At 64.8% G+C, this 15,347-nt stretch carries 18 protein-coding genes; 11 read left to right on the forward strand and 7 right to left on the reverse strand.

Annotated features, from left to right (window positions below; all coding sequences use genetic code 11):
• Positions 1-48: 48 nt before the first annotated feature.
• The 7 genes from KUW17_RS17840 to KUW17_RS17870 are packed head-to-tail and all read left to right on the forward strand — an operon-like array spanning position 49 to position 5,452.
• Positions 49-753, forward strand: a complete 705-nt coding sequence (locus tag KUW17_RS17840) for a response regulator transcription factor (RefSeq protein ID WP_222481596.1) — start codon at positions 49-51, stop codon at positions 751-753.
• A gap of 50 nt (positions 754-803) precedes the next feature.
• Positions 804-2,516 (forward strand): sensor histidine kinase, encoded by a 1,713-nt coding sequence (locus KUW17_RS17845; RefSeq protein ID WP_222481598.1) that lies wholly within the window; start codon positions 804-806, stop codon positions 2,514-2,516.
• 14 nt (positions 2,517-2,530) lie between these two features.
• On the forward strand, positions 2,531-2,968 hold the full coding sequence (locus tag KUW17_RS17850) for an HPr kinase/phosphorylase (RefSeq protein ID WP_222481600.1): 438 nt from the start codon (positions 2,531-2,533) through the stop codon (positions 2,966-2,968).
• A complete protein-coding gene (rapZ, locus tag KUW17_RS17855) occupies positions 2,961-3,839 on the forward strand; it encodes an RNase adapter RapZ (RefSeq protein ID WP_222481601.1) in 879 nt (292 codons plus the stop codon). Before KUW17_RS17850 ends, rapZ begins: the two co-directional genes overlap by 8 nt.
• 9 nt (positions 3,840-3,848) lie before the next feature.
• Complete coding sequence (locus KUW17_RS17860; RefSeq protein ID WP_222481604.1) at positions 3,849-4,256, forward strand: PTS sugar transporter subunit IIA; 408 nt, start codon at positions 3,849-3,851, stop codon at positions 4,254-4,256.
• The gene (locus KUW17_RS17865; RefSeq protein WP_019296580.1) at positions 4,257-4,526 is read left to right on the forward strand and encodes an HPr family phosphocarrier protein; all 270 of its coding nucleotides are present in this window, start codon (positions 4,257-4,259) and stop codon (positions 4,524-4,526) included.
• Positions 4,527-4,558: 32 nt separating this feature from the next.
• Entirely contained in the window at positions 4,559-5,452 is an 894-nt protein-coding gene (locus tag KUW17_RS17870; RefSeq protein ID WP_222481606.1) for a lysophospholipid acyltransferase family protein, read from the forward strand.
• A gap of 69 nt (positions 5,453-5,521) precedes the next feature.
• Here the strand turns inward: KUW17_RS17870 and KUW17_RS17875 are convergent, their stop codons facing one another.
• Positions 5,522-6,397, reverse strand: coding sequence for a 3-hydroxybutyryl-CoA dehydrogenase (locus tag KUW17_RS17875; RefSeq protein WP_222481608.1), 876 nt, complete (start codon positions 6,395-6,397; stop codon positions 5,522-5,524).
• 153 nt (positions 6,398-6,550) lie between these two features.
• Between KUW17_RS17875 and KUW17_RS17880 the strand changes: the two genes are divergently transcribed.
• On the forward strand, positions 6,551-7,372 hold the full coding sequence (locus KUW17_RS17880; RefSeq protein WP_222481610.1) for a DUF6473 family protein: 822 nt from the start codon (positions 6,551-6,553) through the stop codon (positions 7,370-7,372).
• Between the two features lie 76 nt (positions 7,373-7,448).
• Here the strand turns inward: KUW17_RS17880 and KUW17_RS17885 are convergent, their stop codons facing one another.
• The 6 genes from KUW17_RS17885 to KUW17_RS17910 all read right to left on the reverse strand — a co-directional run bounded on the left by KUW17_RS17885 (position 7,449) and on the right by KUW17_RS17910 (position 11,794).
• Positions 7,449-8,378 (reverse strand): electron transfer flavoprotein subunit alpha/FixB family protein, encoded by a 930-nt coding sequence (locus KUW17_RS17885; protein WP_222481611.1) that lies wholly within the window; start codon positions 8,376-8,378, stop codon positions 7,449-7,451.
• Entirely contained in the window at positions 8,378-9,136 is a 759-nt protein-coding gene (locus tag KUW17_RS17890; protein ID WP_222481614.1) for an electron transfer flavoprotein subunit beta/FixA family protein, read from the reverse strand. Before KUW17_RS17890 ends, KUW17_RS17885 begins: the two co-directional genes overlap by 1 nt.
• A gap of 297 nt (positions 9,137-9,433) precedes the next feature.
• Positions 9,434-10,006, reverse strand: a complete 573-nt coding sequence (locus KUW17_RS17895) for a cob(I)yrinic acid a,c-diamide adenosyltransferase (RefSeq protein WP_222481616.1) — start codon at positions 10,004-10,006, stop codon at positions 9,434-9,436.
• Between the two features lie 6 nt (positions 10,007-10,012).
• Entirely contained in the window at positions 10,013-10,216 is a 204-nt protein-coding gene (locus tag KUW17_RS17900) for a twin transmembrane helix small protein (RefSeq protein ID WP_222481618.1), read from the reverse strand.
• A 73-nt stretch (positions 10,217-10,289) separates the two neighbouring features.
• Positions 10,290-11,120: an SDR family NAD(P)-dependent oxidoreductase gene (locus tag KUW17_RS17905; RefSeq protein WP_222481620.1), complete on the reverse strand. Its 831-nt coding sequence runs from the start codon at positions 11,118-11,120 to the stop codon at positions 10,290-10,292.
• Positions 11,121-11,155: 35 nt separating this feature from the next.
• A complete protein-coding gene (locus KUW17_RS17910; RefSeq protein ID WP_222481622.1) occupies positions 11,156-11,794 on the reverse strand; it encodes an SH3 domain-containing protein in 639 nt (212 codons plus the stop codon).
• Between the two features lie 231 nt (positions 11,795-12,025).
• On the opposite strand from KUW17_RS17910, the gene KUW17_RS17915 reads away from it, so the two are divergent.
• From KUW17_RS17915 to KUW17_RS17925, 3 genes are all read left to right on the forward strand, one after another.
• On the forward strand, positions 12,026-14,374 hold the full coding sequence (locus tag KUW17_RS17915) for a DNA topoisomerase IV subunit A (protein WP_222481624.1): 2,349 nt from the start codon (positions 12,026-12,028) through the stop codon (positions 14,372-14,374).
• A 129-nt stretch (positions 14,375-14,503) separates the two neighbouring features.
• Positions 14,504-15,103 carry a hypothetical protein gene (locus KUW17_RS17920; RefSeq protein WP_222481627.1) on the forward strand — a complete coding sequence of 200 codons (600 nt, stop codon included), beginning with the start codon at positions 14,504-14,506 and terminating at the stop codon, positions 15,101-15,103.
• 125 nt (positions 15,104-15,228) lie between these two features.
• The coding region (locus KUW17_RS17925; RefSeq protein ID WP_170714658.1) for a GTP-binding protein at positions 15,229-15,347 on the forward strand (119 nt) is incomplete at its 3' end.

Genomic DNA, 15,347 nt, shown 5'->3' on the forward strand with positions numbered 1-15,347 from the left:
TGAAAGTGGTAAAAACAAACAGAACAGAGCAGATTAGGGGCAATTCCGATGTCGAAGATTGCTTTGGTTGACGATGACAGGAATATCCTGACATCGGTTTCCATGACGCTTGAGGCCGAGGGCTTCGAGGTCGAAACGTATAACGACGGCCAGGCCGCGCTGGATGCATTCAACAAGAAGCTTCCGGATATGGCCGTGCTGGACATCAAGATGCCGCGCATGGACGGCATGGACCTGTTGCAGCGGCTGCGCCAGAAAACCCAGATGCCGGTGATCTTCCTCACCTCCAAGGACGATGAGATCGACGAGGTGCTGGGCCTGCGCATGGGCGCGGACGATTACGTCAAGAAACCTTTTTCGCAGCGGCTGCTGGTGGAACGGATCCGGGCGCTCTTGCGCCGCCAGGAGGCGATCAGCAGCGATGCCGCCGGCAGCGCCTCGCCCGAGGCCAAGGTGATGGAGCGCGGCAACCTGCGGATGGACCCGCTGCGCCACGCGGTCAGCTGGAAGGGCAAGGACGTGTCGCTGACGGTGACCGAGTTCCTGCTGCTGCAGGCGCTCGCCCAGCGGCCCGGCTTTGTCAAAAGCCGCGACCAGCTGATGGACGTGGCCTATGATGACCAGGTCTATGTGGACGACCGCACCATCGACAGCCATATCAAGCGCCTGCGCAAGAAGATGCGCAGCGCGGATTCGGATTTTGCGGCGATCGAAACCCTTTATGGTATCGGTTACCGTTATAATGAAGAATAAGCGGCACATCTAAGCGGGGCCCAGTGCCCCCGGCCAGGGGAGCGGCGCGGATGCGCGATACCAGTGTTATGCAACGCCAGCAGGACGGCGATGTGGTTCTGGGGGAGGACTGGGTCACCCCCGATCAGTCGGTCACGCGGGAAATGCAGGTCAAGCGCGCCCGCCGGGGGCTGTTGTCGCTCAAGGGCTCGCCGCTGACCCGCAAGATCATCACCTTCAACCTGATTGCGCTGATCATCCTGGTCGCGGGCATCCTCTACCTGAACTCGTCGCGGCAAAGCCTGGTGCAGCAGCGCGCCGGCGCGCTGGTGTCGGAGGCGATGCTGGCCGCAGATGTGTTCGAGGCGGAGATGCCGGCCGCGGGGGCCGTCAGCTTTGCCGCCGGCGACGGCATCCAGGTGGAGGACACGCTGGCCGGCCTCAGCCTGCGCGGCGGGGTCGAGGCCTTTGTGTTCGACACCACCGGCAACCTGATTTCCAGCATCAAGGGCGTGGACCGCAGCGATGCCCTGAACGTGCTCAATGACAGCGGCAAGCGCCCGACGCTGATCAGCGATGCGCTGTCGCGCCTGTGGGGGATTGCCGACGGCGGCGCGCCGGACGCCGGCCCTGCCGCCGGCGGCCTGTCGCTGGAGACCCGCCTCAGCGGGCTGGTCGACCGGGCGATGAACGGCGGCACCGGGGTTGAAACCGTGGTAGACACCGGCGGCAGCCGGGTGATTTCCGCGGCCACCCCGATTATGCACAACGGCACCGCCGTCGGGGTGATTGCCCTGACCTCGCCCACCGGCGAGGTGGACGCGCTGGTGCGCGGCGAGCAGGAGCGGGTGCTGCAGATGTTCGTGGTGGCCCTGCTGGTATCTGTCGGCCTCAGCCTGGTGCTGGCCTCCACCATTGCCAACCCGCTCGCCGATCTGGCAGAGGCGGCTGAGCTCGGCCGCGAGCGCGGCAGCCGCAAATCCAACCCGGGCCGGATCCGGATCCCGGACCTGTCGGCCCGCCCCGACGAAATCGGCCGCCTCAGCCGCGCCCTGCGCGGCATGGTCAAGGCGCTGTATTCCCGGATCGACAGCAACGAGCAGTTTGCGGCCGACGTCGCGCATGAGATCAAGAACCCGCTGGCAAGCCTGCAATCTGCGGTCGGCACCCTGCGCATGGTCCGCCGCGACGATCAGCGCGAAAAGCTGATGGATGTGATCGAGCACGACGTGCGCCGCCTCGACCGGCTGGTCAGCGACATCTCCAACGCCTCGCGGCTCGACGCCGAGCTGGTGAAGGAGGAGGAAGAGGATTTCGACCTGCTGGCGATGCTGGGCAACCTGAACCAGTACCTGGGCGAAGACGCCCGCGCCAAGGGGATCGACTACATCACCGATCTGCCCGCCCAGCCGATCCTGCTGCAGGGGCTGGAGGCGCGGCTGGCGCAGGTCTTTGTCAACCTGATCACCAACGCCATTTCCTTCTGCGAGGAAGGCGACGCCATCCGCGTCTGGGCGCGCCGCCGCGCCAACCGGGTTCTGGTGGTGGTCGAGGACACCGGCCCCGGCATCCCGGACCAGGCGCTGTCGAAGATCTTCAAACGCTTCTACTCGCAGCGCCCGGTGGAGCATTTCGGCAATAACTCGGGCCTCGGCCTGGCGATCTCCAAGCAGATCGTCGAGGCGCATGGCGGCGTGATCTGGGCCGAAAACATCCGTCCCACCGAGGCTGACGTCACTTCTGAGCCGCTTGGCGCGCGTTTTGTGGTAGGCTTGCCTGTCTGAAGCCGGTTTAGCCCATGCCTGAAACACAAAGCCTCATTCTGCATGCCTCCTGCGTCGCGCTGGAGGGGCGGGGGCTTTTGATCACCGGCACCTCCGGCCAGGGCAAGTCGGCCCTGGCGCTGCAGCTGATGGCCTATGGCGCCCAGCTGGTGGCGGACGACCGGGTGCTGCTGCGGCAGATGGACGGGCAGGTGGTTGCCAGCGCCCCGGAACCGATCCGCGGCCTGGTCGAGGCCCGCTTCATGGGCTTGCTGCACGCGCAGATCCGGAGCCCAGTGCCGGTGGCCCTGCTGGCTGATCTGGACGAGGCCGAGACCGAACGCCTGCCGGTGCGCCATACCACCCGGCTGCTGGGGCAGGAGGTCGCCCGGGTCAAACGGGTGGACGGCGCGCATTTCGCCCCCGCCCTGATGCAATTCCTCAGATGCGGAGCACTGGATCCGGATGCCTGAACAGAAGAACAAGGCCGTTCCGGCGGTTCTGGTCACCGGCCCCTCCGGGGCCGGCCGGACTACCGCGATCAACGTGCTCGAGGATCTCGGGTTTGAGGCGATCGACAACCTGCCGCTGCGGCTGCTGCCAGGCCTGTTCGACGCCGCCGCCGCGCCGCGGCCGATGGCGCTGGGGCTGGACAGCCGCAACCGGGATTTCTCGCCGCGCGCGCTGTTGGATGTGATCGACATGCTGTCCGGCCGCCGCGAGCTGGAGCTGACCGTGCTCTACCTCGATTCGCACCCCGACGTGCTGCTGCGCCGCTACTCCGAGACCCGCCGCCGCCACCCGCTGGCGCCCGCCGAATCCCCGGCAGAGGGGGTGCGCCGCGAGCTGGACCTGATGGCGCTGATCCGCGACCGCGCCGACATCCTGCTGGACACCTCCGACATGAACGTCCACCAGCTGAAAGCGGAGATCGAACGCTGGTTCGCCCCCGGCGGGCGCACCCTGGCGCTGTCGGTGCAAAGCTTCTCCTACAAGCGCGGCATGCCGCATGGCATCGACATGGTGTTCGACTGCCGGTTCCTGGCCAATCCGTACTGGAAGCCGGAGCTGCGCCAGCGCAACGGAACCGACGCGGCGGTGCAGGCCTACGTTAAGGCGGATGACCGCTTCGCCCCGTTCTTCGACCGGGTGCTGGATCTGACCCGTCTGCTGCTGCCGGCCTACCGCGAGGAAGGAAAGTCGCATTTTTCCATCGCCTTCGGCTGTACCGGCGGCCAGCACAGATCGGTCACAATGGCGGAAACCCTGGCCAAGGCCCTTGCGGAAGACGGCCTGCAAGTGTCAATTAGACACCGCGAGCTGCAAGGCCAGCAAAAGAAGTGAGAGGCCGGGTTGATCGGGATTGTGATTGTAGCGCATGGCGGACTGGCTAGGGAGTACCTCGCCGCGGTGGAACACGTCGTGGGTCCGCAGCCCAGCCTAGTGGCCATCGCCATCGGCCCGGACGACGACCGGGCCGCCAAGCAGGACGAGATTTGCGCGGCAGCCAACAAGGTCGACAGCGGCGGCGGTGTTGTGGTGGTGACCGATCTGTTCGGCGGGTCGCCCTCCAACCTCAGTCTCAAGGCCTGCGCGCCCGCGGACCGGCGAATCCTCTATGGCGCCAACCTGCCCATGCTGATCAAACTGGCAAAATCCCGCCATCTGCCGGTTGCCGACGCGGTGCGGCAGGCCATGGAGGCCGGGCGCAAGTACATCAACGCCCAGAACGTAAACCCTGACGGGGAGCAGGCACATTAAATGGCTCTGAAGACGCTGAAAATCATCAATGAAAAGGGGCTGCACGCCCGCGCCTCCGCCAAGCTGGTGGAGGTAGTCGAAGCGTTTGACGCCACCGCGGAGGTGCTGAAGGACGGAATGTCCGCGTCCGGCGACAGCATTATGGGCCTTTTGATGTTGGCAGCCTCGAAAGGAACGACTATTGACGTCGAGACCTCGGGGCCCGATGCTGATGCGCTGGCGCATGCGCTGGAGGCCCTGGTGGCCGACAAGTTCGGCGAGGGCTACTAGGCCGCGCCGGCAGCGGAACGGGATAAGGCACATTGGCGGATACCGCACACGACAGGAATACCGGCGTCGCGCCGGAGACCGCTGATCAGACCGGCGAGGTCTATGACCGGCGCACGCTGACCTATGCCAATTCTTTCGACGACCGCTGGACGTCGCTGGCAATCAAGACCATCGAATGGCTGACCGGCAAACTGTCGATTCTGCGCATGGTCAACCGGTTCGAGAAGCAGAACGCAAATTACCGCGGCCAGAAGTTCTGGCGCGGCGCGCTCAACATCATGGGCATCGACCTGCAGACCCCGCAGGAGCAGATCGACAATATCCCCGCCGACGGCCCGGTGGTGATCGTCGCCAACCACCCGCACGGGATGGTCGACGGCATGATCTTTGCCGATCTCATCGGCCGCCGCCGCCTGGACTACCGGATTCTGACCCGCTCGGTGCTGACCGGCCTGGACGAGGCCGCAACCTCCTTCATGATCCCGGTGCCCTTCCCGCATGACCCCGAAGCGCAGCGCAAGATGGTGGACATGCGGGCCAAGACCATGGCGTTCCTCAAGGAAGGCGGCGCCGTGGCGCTGTTCCCGTCCGGCGTGGTGATGTCGTCAGACAGCTGGTTCGGCCCCGCGGTTGAGCGCGAATGGAATGTCTTCACCGCCCAGCTGATCCGCCGTTCCGGCGCCCGGGTGGTGCCGATCTACTTCCCCGGCTCGAACTCGCGCTGGTACCAGATCGCCTGCCAGGTATCGCCGATCCTGCGCCAGGGCCTGCTGCTGCATGAGATCGTGCGCTCCTGCAACAAGCCGCAGGCACCGGTGGTCGGCAAGCCGCTGACGGATGAGCAGATGGAGCAGTTGCACACCGATCCGCGCGGCTTCATGGCCTGGCTGCGCGAGCACACGCTGAGCCTCGGCAAGCAGGGCTGAGCCCGCCTGATCACGCTGCCGCAAACGAAAAAGCGCCCCGCGGGGCGCTTCTTTGTTCTGTCCGGGCAGTTACCGGGTCGGAACCGGCACCTCGCCGCGGTAGTCATAGAAGCCGCGCTGGGTCTTGCGGCCCAGCCAGCCCGCCTCGACGTATTTGGTCAGCAGCGGGCAGGGGCGGTACTTGGTGTCCGCCAGGCCGTCGTGCAGCACGTTCATGATCGCCAGGCAGGTGTCCAGGCCGATGAAATCCGCCAGCTCCAGCGGCCCCATCGGGTGGTTGGCGCCCAGCTTCATCGATTCGTCGATCGACTTCACCGACCCCACGCCCTCATAGAGCGTATAGACCGCCTCGTTGATCATCGGCATCAGGATGCGGTTGACGATGAAGGCCGGGAAATCCTCGGCGCTGGCCGAGGTCTTGCCGAGACGGGCCACCACTTCCTGGCAGGCGTTGAAGGTCGGCTCGTCGGTGGCGATGCCGCGGATCAGCTCCACCAGCTGCATCACCGGCACCGGGTTCATGAAATGGAACCCCATGAAGCGCTCGGGGCGGTCGGTGCGGCTGGCCAGCCGGGTGATCGAGATCGAGGAGGTGTTCGAGGTCAGGATCGTATGCGGCTGCAGGTGCGGCTGCAGGTCCTCGAAAATCGCCTGTTTCACAGTCTCCCGCTCGGTCGCCGCCTCGATCACCAGATCGGTTGCGCCCACGTCCGCCAGTTTCAGCGAGGGCTGGATGCGTGCCAGCGCCTCCTTCATGTCCGCTTCGGTGATCTTTCCCTTGCCGGCCTGGCGCTCCATGTTCTTGTGGATCAGGCTCAGCGCCCCGTCCAGCGCCTGCTGGCTGACATCATTCAGCACAACATCATACCCGGCCAGCGCCATGACATGGGCAATGCCATTGCCCATCTGCCCGGCGCCGATCACTCCAACCTTCTGAATTTCCATGCCTCAGGCTCCTGAAATATCTGCGGCAACCTTACTGGCCGGGGAAGGGCAGACACAAGGGCAGCTGACCCGGATTTGAGGCAAATTCTCACTTTAGGGAAATTGCAATGCTTGCCCGCCAGAGTGAGTCTCGGGTGAAAAATTGGTGGTACTATGAGCTATGAACTCAAAAGCGCGGGGGCGCTTGCGGGGGAACCGTGCAGGTATGGTCAATCCAGACTGCTGGTGCGGGGGCCGCGGAAGCCCCTGGACGAACCCTACGTTGCCTTCCTCGGCGGAACCGAAGTCTACGGGCGATTCGTTGAATTTCCGTTTGTCGACTCGCTGCAGGCCCGGCTGGGGGTGGACTGCGTCAACCTGGGCAGCGTGAATGCGGGCCTGGACAGTTTTGCGCAGGACGACACCCTGATCGAAGTTGCCCGCAAGGCCCGGCTGACCGTGGTGCAGATGCTCGGGGCGCAGAATATCTCAAACCCCTATTACCGGGTGCATCCGCGCCGCAACGACCGGTTCCTGCAGGCCCATCTCGCGCTCAAGACGCTGTATCCTGAGGTCGACTTCACGGAGTTCCACTTCAACAAGCACTTGCTGTGCACCCTGCGCGACATCTCGGCCCAGCGGTTCGAGCAGGTGCGCGACCAGCTGCAGCGCAGCTGGGTGGAGCGGATGACGGCGCTGATCGACCAGCTGGACGGCCGCGTTCTGCTGTTGTGGCTGCGCTATGAGCTGGACGCCGGTGCCGGCTTCCCGGAGGAGCCGGTGCTGGTCGACCGCGCCATGGCTGAGGCGCTGCGCCCCAAGGTGCAGGGCATCCTGGAGATCAAGGCCGCCTCCGCCGCCGCGGCGCAGGATATCTCCGGCATGATCTTCGGCCCAATGGAGCTGCCGGCCGCGCGGCACATGATCGGCCCCAAGGAACACCTGAAAATCGCAGAGGCGCTGGCCTGCGACCTGGACCCGCTGCTGCGCAGGTAACACCGCCCGAACCGCCCGAACGGAAAAAGGCCCGCCAGATGGCGGGCCTTCCTTTTGGTCAGCAGTCCGGCTGGGCTCAGCCCAGTTTCTCGGTCAGGGCCGGGACGGCTTCGAACAGGTCGGCAACCAGGCCAAAGTCCGCAACCTGGAAGATCGGTGCTTCTTCGTCCTTGTTGATCGCCACGATGACCTTGGAGTCCTTCATGCCGGCCAGGTGCTGAATGGCGCCGGAGATGCCGATGGCGACATACAGGTCCGGTGCAACAACCTTGCCGGTCTGACCCACCTGCCAGTCGTTCGGGGCATAGCCCGAGTCGACAGCCGCGCGGGACGCGCCAACAGCGGCGCCCAGCTTGTCGGCCAGGTTTTCGATCAGTTTGAAGTCTTCCTCGGAGCCGACGCCGCGGCCGCCGGAGACAACAATGCCGGCCGAGGTCAGCTCGGGACGGTCGCTTGCGGCAACCTTGTCTTCGATCCACTCGGACAGGCCGGGGTTGTCAGCAGCCGAGATGGTCTCGACCGATGCCGAGCCGCCTTCGCCGGCCGCGTCGAAGGACGCGGTGCGGAAGGAGACGACTTTCTTGGCGTCGCTGGACTTCACGGTCTGGATTGCGTTGCCGGCATAGATCGGGCGCTCGAAGGTGTTGCCGTCGACAACGCCGGACACGTCCGAGATCACCATCACATCCAGCAGCGCAGCAACGCGCGGCAGAACGTTCTTGGCGTCGGTGGTGGCCGGAGCAACGATGTGCTCATAGTCGGAGGCCAGGCCTGCGATCAGCGCCGCGGTCGGCTCCGCCAGGCGGTGGCCCAGCGATGCGTCCTCGGCGACCAGCACCTTGGCAACGCCTGCGATCTTGGCAGCTTCTTCGCCAGCCGCAGCAGCAGAGGCGCCGGCGGCCAGAACGGTCACGTCGCCCAGCTTGGAGGCAGCGGCAACGGCTTTTGCGGTTGCGTCCAGCGCCAGCGCGCCGTCGGTCACTTCAGCAAGGAGAAGAACAGCCATTACACAGCCCCCGCTTCTTTGAGTTTCTCAACCAGCTCGTCCACCGAACCGACCACGATGCCTGCGGCGCGTGCCGGCGGCTCTTCGGTCTTGACGATTTCCAGGCGCGGGGTGACGTCGACGCCGTAGTCGGCGGCGGTTTTCTCGTCCAGCGGCTTTTTCTTCGCCTTCATGATGTTCGGCAGCGACGCATAGCGCGGCTCGTTCAGGCGCAGGTCCACGGTGATGATGGCGGGCATCTTCACAGAGATGGTCTGCAGGCCGCCGTCGACCTCGCGGGTCACCTTGGCGCTTTCGCCTTCGATGTCCAGCTCGGAGGCGAAGGTGCCCTGGGACCAGCCCAGCAGCGCCGACAGCATCTGGCCGGTTGCGTTCATGTCGTTGTCGATCGCCTGCTTGCCGCAGAGCACGATGCCGGGCTGCTCTTCCTCGACCACTTTGGCCAGGATTTTCGCAACGGCCAGCGGCTCGATGTCGGTGTGCACGTCGTCGGCAGCAACCACCAGGATGGCGCGGTCCGCGCCCATTGCCAGCGCGGTGCGCAGGGTTTCCTGGGCCTGCTTCACGCCGATCGAAACCGCAACCACCTCGTCAGCCTTGCCGGCTTCTTTCAGGCGGATGGCTTCTTCGACAGCGATTTCGTCGAAGGGGTTCATCGACATTTTCACGTTGGCGAGATCGACACCGCTGCCGTCCGCTTTGACGCGGACCTTCACGTTGTAGTCAATCACGCGTTTGACAGGCACAAGTACCTTCATTTTGCGTTCTCTCCTTAACAAACGGCAAGCCGCCCCAGGGCGACTCCCCCTCTATGCTCTCGCAGCGTTGATACCGGCTGGTGTGCGCCTGCAACAGGGCAAAATCGTCACGTTAGCGCACGCCGACGTCGCGTTTGCTCATTTGGAACATCATTTTTGCAAGAATGTTTCCGGTGGGAAATCCGCCTGCCGCGACGGCAGGGCGCAGGCGGCCTGCATGACGCGTTTGGCGCCGGATTCGCAAAAATCCGGCGCCAAAGGGCGAATCAGACCGAGATCAAGCCGGGGCAGGGGCCCTCAGCGGTTGGCGCCGGGCACCCACAGAACATCGTCCTTGCCGCCGTTGTTGGCGGTGCGGGCGGCAACAAAGAACCAGTCGGAAAGGCGGTTCAGGTATTTCACCGCCGCCGGGTTCACGTCCTCAGTTGTGCTGAGGTCGGTGGCCAGCCGCTCGGCGCGGCGCGCCACGGTGCGGCAGACATGCAGATGCGCCGCCAGATTGGATCCGCCGGGCAGGATGAAGCTGCGCAGCGCCTCCAGATTCTTGTTCATGGCGTCGATCTCGGCCTCCAGCCGCTCGACCTGCGCCGCCGCAACCCGCAGCGGCGGGTATTCGGCATCGGCGTCCTTCTCCATCTCCGGCCGGCACAGGTCGGCGCCCAGGTCGAACAGATCGTTCTGGATGCGTGCCAGTGCCGCATCCATTTCGCCATCCGCTTCCAGCCGGGCGACGCCGACAAAGGAGTTCAGCTCATCCGAGGTGCCATAGGCATTGACCCGCGCCGAATGCTTGGCCACCCGCTCGCCGTTGCCGAGCGCGGTTTCGCCCTTGTCGCCGGTACGGGTGTAAATCTTGTTCAGAACGACCATCGCCGCTTATCCTCCCTGGTTGCGCAGATAGACGTAGGTCAGCACCAGCACCACCGCAACGAACTGGAACAGGATGCGCAGCCGCATCATCTTGTTTGCATTGCGGCGGTTGAACTCGCCGCCCTTGCCAAAGCCGCCAATGCCGATGACCAGCGCCACAACCACAGCCGCCACGGCTGCCAGTGCCAGATAATACAGCGGATCGCTCATCCTGTCCCCCACGCGCGTTTATTCCGTTGCCTTCATCTAACTTGAGGCCGGGCCATTGGCGACCGCAAATGCGTCAGCCGAGCCGCACCAGGATGCGGTCAATTGCCCGGGTGCTCAGGATGCGGCGCAGGAAGCCCGCGATATGGGTCGGGGTGGTCACGTAATAGCGCGGCCGCGGGCGCCGGGATTCGCAGGCATGGGCCAGCTTGGCCGTCACGGCAGAGGCCGGCAGCTCGAACCGGTCCGGGCCGCTGCTTTCGTAAAGCCGCTTCAGCAGCCGGGTTTCGTAGAGATCGCGCAGCGGCGACGCCTTCCAGTCGATGAAGCGTTCGAAATGCGGGATGGAATTCTCGCGGATTTTCGACGTGACCGGCCCCGGCTCGATCAGCACCAGATGGATGCCGCTGCCCTGCAGCTCCACCCGCAGGGTGTCGGTCAGCCCCTCCAGCGCGTATTTCGTCGCCACATAGGCGCCGCGCCAGGGAAAGGTGACAAAGCCCAGAATCGAGGAATTCTGCACGATCCGCCCGTGCCCCTGCTTGCGCATCACCGGAATCACCTGCCGGGTCAGCTCGTGCCAGCCAAAGAAATTGGCCTCGAAAATCGTGCGCAGCCCGTCGGTCGGCAGATCCTCCACCGCGCCGGGCAGCCCGTGCGCACCGTTGTTGAACAGCGCATCCAGAGTGCCTCCGGTGGCTTCCAGCACTTCGGCCAGGCCTGCGGTGATGCTCTCCGGGTCGGTGTAGTCGATGCGCGGGCTCTCGAATCCTTCGGCCCGCATCCGGTCGCAGTCGCGCTGCTGCCGGCAGGAGGCAAACACCCGCCAGCCGCGCGCGCGCATGCCGCGGGCCGCATCCAGGCCGATGCCCGAGGAGCAGCCCGTAATCAGAATCGACTTTTTCACAATTGTGCCCTTCTGCCCGGAAAACTCCGGTGCAGTTATGGGCGTTTCTTGCTCACCAGGGAAGCGGCAATCCAGCCCACCTTACCCTTGCCGGGCGCCCGCAGGTGCAGCCAGCCGGTGCCGCTGTCCTCGAACACGATCACTTCCTCGCCGCCGAGCAGCCGGGCAATCACCGGATAATTGGTGCCCGGCCCCTGGCGCATGTTCACGCGCGAAGCGCGGATGCTGCGGCGGTCGATATAGGTTTCGGGAGCGGGTGAGGCGGGTGCCGCAGCCGTTTCCGGTGCCAGCGGGGCCGGCGCGGCGGCAATTGCCGCCAGTCCGCCATCCAGCGAGGCAAGCTGCAATCCCGCGGGTTCTGCGGCCGCCGAAAACGCTGTCTGCGTCGATGCCAGCACACCGGATGCGCTGACCAAGTGGCTGGCGGCCACACGCTGGCGCAAATTCGGGTCCGCTGCCGGGCGGGCAGGTGCCGGGGCTTCGGTGCGCCGGGTCAGGACCGGCTGCGCGGCCAGCGATGTTGCGGTGATTCTTGCGGGCTTCGGCGCTTGGGCGGCTGGTTCAGCGGCAGCGACCGGCTCCGGCCGTTCAGGCGGCGTGAAATCCGTACCTCCGCTCAGTTCATAAAAGCCCCAGCCCAGAAAAGCGAAAGACACAAAAATAAAACGCGACATAACCGGTCCCCCTAGTACCACCACGCGGGCAGCTGCACTGAATTGCATTGGTTTGGAAGTAAACGCGCGGCGCGGCTGCCTGGTTCCTTTCTATCTAGGGCAAGTTAACGGAGGGGAAACAGGGGAGAGTCGCACGTATTCTCCCCCGCAATGCGTTGGCGCCGCGCTGCACCTCGTGAAATTCGCGCGCGCCCGCTTTACCAATTCCGGCGGCGGCAGTATCACGATTTCATGACCGACCTGGTAGAAGATCCCGACATGCCGTCTGCCCCCGAACAGGGTGAAATCCTGGAACCGCTGCGCCGCGCCATTGGCGAGCGCTATCTGACCTATGCGCTCAGCACCATCATGCACCGGGCGCTGCCCGACGCCCGCGACGGGCTGAAGCCGGTGCACCGGCGCATTCTCTATGCGATGAACCGCCTGCGCCTCAGCTCCACCGGCGGCTTCCTGAAGTCGGCCAAGATTTCCGGCGACACCATGGGCGACTTCCACCCCCACGGCGACGCCGCGATCTATGACGCGATGGCGCGCCTGGCGCAGGACTTCAACGTCCGCTACCCGCTGGTCGACGGCCAGGGCAACTTCGGCAACATCGACGGCGACAACCCGGCGGCCTCGCGCTACACCGAGGCGCGGATGACCTTCGTGGCCGAGGCGATGCTGGAAGGCCTCAACGAGGATTCGGTCGATTTCCGCGACAACTACGACGGCCGCCTGACCGAACCGGCGGTGCTGCCCGCGACCTTCCCGAACATCCTTGCCAACGGTGCGGCCGGCATCGCGGTGGGCATGGCGACCAACATCCCGCCGCACAACATTGCCGAGCTGATCGACGCCTGCCTGCATCTGATCCGGACGCCCGACGCCCGCGACGACACGCTCTTGAACTACGTGCCCGGCCCGGACTTTCCCACCGGCGGCATCATCGTCGAGCCCAAGGAAAACATCGCCAAGGCCTACAGCACCGGCCGCGGCTCCTTCCGCCTGCGCTGCAAGCATGAGGTCGAGGACCTGGGCCGCGGCCAGTGGCAGGTCGTCGTCACCGAGATCCCCTATCAGGTCCAGAAGTCCAAGCTGATCGAGAAGATCGCCGAGCTGATCCAGACCAAGAAGGTGCCGATCCTCGCCGACGTGCGCGACGAATCAGCGGACGACATCCGCATCATCCTCGAACCCAAGTCCAAGAACGTGGACCCCGAGGTTCTGATGAACATGATGTTCCGCAATTCGGACCTGGAAATCCGCTTCAGCCTCAACATGAACGTGCTGATCGACGGTGTGACCCCCAAGGTCTGCTCGATGAAGGAGGTGCTGCGCGCCTTCCTCGACCATCGCCGCGACGTGCTGCAGCGCCGCTCGCGCCACCGGATGGAAAAGATCGACCACCGGCTTGAGGTCTTGGAGGGCTTTATCATTGCCTTCCTGAACCTCGACCGGGTGATCGACATCATCCGCTATGACGAGGACCCCAAGGCAGCGCTGATCCGCGAGGACTGGAGCAAGGACCACCCCCGCGCCTTCACCGAGGCAGAGTATGTCTCTCCGGCCCCCGGCACCGGCGAGCTGACCGAGGTGCAGGCCGAGGCGATCCTCAACATGCGCCTGCGGTCGTTGCGCAAGCTGGAAGAGATCGAACTGGTCCGCGAACGCGACGCCTTGCGCGAGGAACGCGCCGGGCTGGTCGAACTGCTGGCCTCCGAAGACTTGCAGTGGTCCCGCATCTCCGAACAGCTGAAGGAAACCAAGAAGCAGTTCGGCAAGGACTACGCAGGCGGCGCCCGCCGCACGTTGTTTGCCGAGGCAGGCGAAGTCGAGGACGTGCCGCTGGAAGCAATGATCGACCGCGAGCCGATCACCGTGGTCTGCTCGCAGATGGGCTGGATCCGGGCGATGACAGGCCATATCGACCTGGGTCGCGAACTGAAGTTCAAGGACGGCGACGGCCCGCGTTTCATCTTCCACGCCGAAACCACCGACCGCCTCCTGGTGTTCGGTTCCAACGGCCGCTTCTACACCCTGTCTGCCGCCAATCTGCCGGGCGGGCGCGGCATGGGCGAACCGCTGCGCCTGATGGTCGACCTGCCGAACGAGGCCGAGATCGTCGATCTCCTGATCCACAACCCCGACGGCCGCCTGCTGGTTGCTTCGGATGCGGGCAACGGCTTCATCTGTGCCGAAAAGGAAATCGTCGCCCAGACCCGCAGCGGCAAGCAGGTGCTGAACGTCAAGGACGACGAGCGCGCCAAGATCTGCATCCCCGTCGAGGGCGACCACGTCGCCGTGGTCTCCGAGAACGGCAAGTTCCTGGTTTTCGCGGTCGAGGAAATGCCCGAGCTGACCCGCGGCAAGGGCGTGCGCCTGCAGAAATACAACATGGCCCGCGGCAAGCAGGGCTCGCTGGAACTGGACGGCGGCCTCAGCGACATCACCACTTTCAACTGGGACGACGGGCTCAAGTGGGAAATGGGCGGCGGCAAGACCCGCCACGAGGCTGACCTCACCCAGTGGCTCGGCAAGCGCGCGGGCGTCGGCAAGCGCCCGCCGCACGGCTTCCCGCGCAACTACAAGTTCAAGTAGGGCGGCAGAAAGCTGCCGCCTGCCTGTGCCCCCCGCGCCACCGGCGCGGGGGTTGCTGCTTCCGGGTCTTTACCCTAACCGCCGCTCCCGGCTATCTGGGCGGGACCGAATTTCTCTTGGGGGATTTCCATGATCCGCATTCTTTCCATGCTGGCTGCGCTGGCCTTGCTTGCCGCCTGCGGTGAAACCCGCCTGGATGAGGCGCCGGAGGATCTGGGCGCGTTCCAGGCCCGCGTGACTCATGTCTATACCGAAAAGGCGCTGCAATGGCCGATGTCGCGCGACGCCGACCACAGCGAATGGACCGCCCCGATCGAGAACGCGCTGAACACCCGCCTGCGCCGCTACGAGGGCGCGCAGGAGTACGACGTGGCGGTGACGCTCGAAGGCTTCATGCTGGCGCCCGCCGGCGTGCCGGTGCTGTTCTCCCCTAAAAGCGCGGTGGTGGTGAACGTCTTTGTCTACGACGTGGCGCAGGAGAAATTCCTCGCCAAGAAGCACCAGATGGAAATCTTCGAAAGCACCACCGGCGAAAGCGCGCTCTTGGGCTCCGGCCATGCCCGAACCAAGCAGGAGCAGATCCAGGGGCTGGCGGTCAATATCGCCGACAAGGTCGAGGAATGGATGGCCGAACAGCATGAGGCGGAGGGCTGGTTTGCCCCCCGCGCGGCGGCGGAAACCGGCAGCGGCACGGACGCGGCTGTGGCCAAAGCGGCACCGGCTGGCTGAGCCCTGCGAAAACCGCTGCTGTCAAGCAGGAACGGGTTGATTTTTGCCGGCAAACCAAATAATCCGCCGGCGCAGAGGAAACCGGGTCGGCAAGCGACCCCTCATTTCAAAAGGGCGCCTAAGCAATGGCTAAGGAAAAGTTTGAACGTAATAAACCGCACGTCAACATCGGCACCGTTGGCCACGTTGACCACGGCAAGACCACTCTGACCGCGGCTATCACCAAATACTTCGGTGACTTCAA

Source organism: Leisingera aquaemixtae, assembly GCF_019801145.1.
GTDB lineage: Bacteria > Pseudomonadota > Alphaproteobacteria > Rhodobacterales > Rhodobacteraceae > Leisingera > Leisingera aquaemixtae_A.

Bases quoted from the DNA above. Each gene is read 5' to 3' on its own strand.
- KUW17_RS17840 (WP_222481596.1), top strand. From the start codon at position 49: ATGTCGAAGATTGCTTTGGTTGACGATGACAGGAATATCCTGACATCG.
- KUW17_RS17845 (WP_222481598.1), top strand. From the start codon at position 804: ATGCGCGATACCAGTGTTATGCAACGCCAGCAGGACGGCGATGTGGTT.
- KUW17_RS17850 (WP_222481600.1), top strand. From the start codon at position 2,531: ATGCCTGAAACACAAAGCCTCATTCTGCATGCCTCCTGCGTCGCGCTG.
- rapZ (WP_222481601.1), top strand. From the start codon at position 2,961: ATGCCTGAACAGAAGAACAAGGCCGTTCCGGCGGTTCTGGTCACCGGC.
- KUW17_RS17865 (WP_019296580.1), top strand. From the start codon at position 4,257: ATGGCTCTGAAGACGCTGAAAATCATCAATGAAAAGGGGCTGCACGCC.
- KUW17_RS17875 (WP_222481608.1), bottom strand. From the start codon at position 6,397: ATGGAAATTCAGAAGGTTGGAGTGATCGGCGCCGGGCAGATGGGCAAT.
- KUW17_RS17880 (WP_222481610.1), top strand. From the start codon at position 6,551: ATGAGCTATGAACTCAAAAGCGCGGGGGCGCTTGCGGGGGAACCGTGC.
- KUW17_RS17885 (WP_222481611.1), bottom strand. From the start codon at position 8,378: ATGGCTGTTCTTCTCCTTGCTGAAGTGACCGACGGCGCGCTGGCGCTG.
- KUW17_RS17890 (WP_222481614.1), bottom strand. From the start codon at position 9,136: ATGAAGGTACTTGTGCCTGTCAAACGCGTGATTGACTACAACGTGAAG.
- KUW17_RS17895 (WP_222481616.1), bottom strand. From the start codon at position 10,006: ATGGTCGTTCTGAACAAGATTTACACCCGTACCGGCGACAAGGGCGAA.
- KUW17_RS17900 (WP_222481618.1), bottom strand. From the start codon at position 10,216: ATGAGCGATCCGCTGTATTATCTGGCACTGGCAGCCGTGGCGGCTGTG.
- KUW17_RS17910 (WP_222481622.1), bottom strand. From the start codon at position 11,794: ATGTCGCGTTTTATTTTTGTGTCTTTCGCTTTTCTGGGCTGGGGCTTT.
- KUW17_RS17915 (WP_222481624.1), top strand. From the start codon at position 12,026: ATGACCGACCTGGTAGAAGATCCCGACATGCCGTCTGCCCCCGAACAG.
- KUW17_RS17920 (WP_222481627.1), top strand. From the start codon at position 14,504: ATGATCCGCATTCTTTCCATGCTGGCTGCGCTGGCCTTGCTTGCCGCC.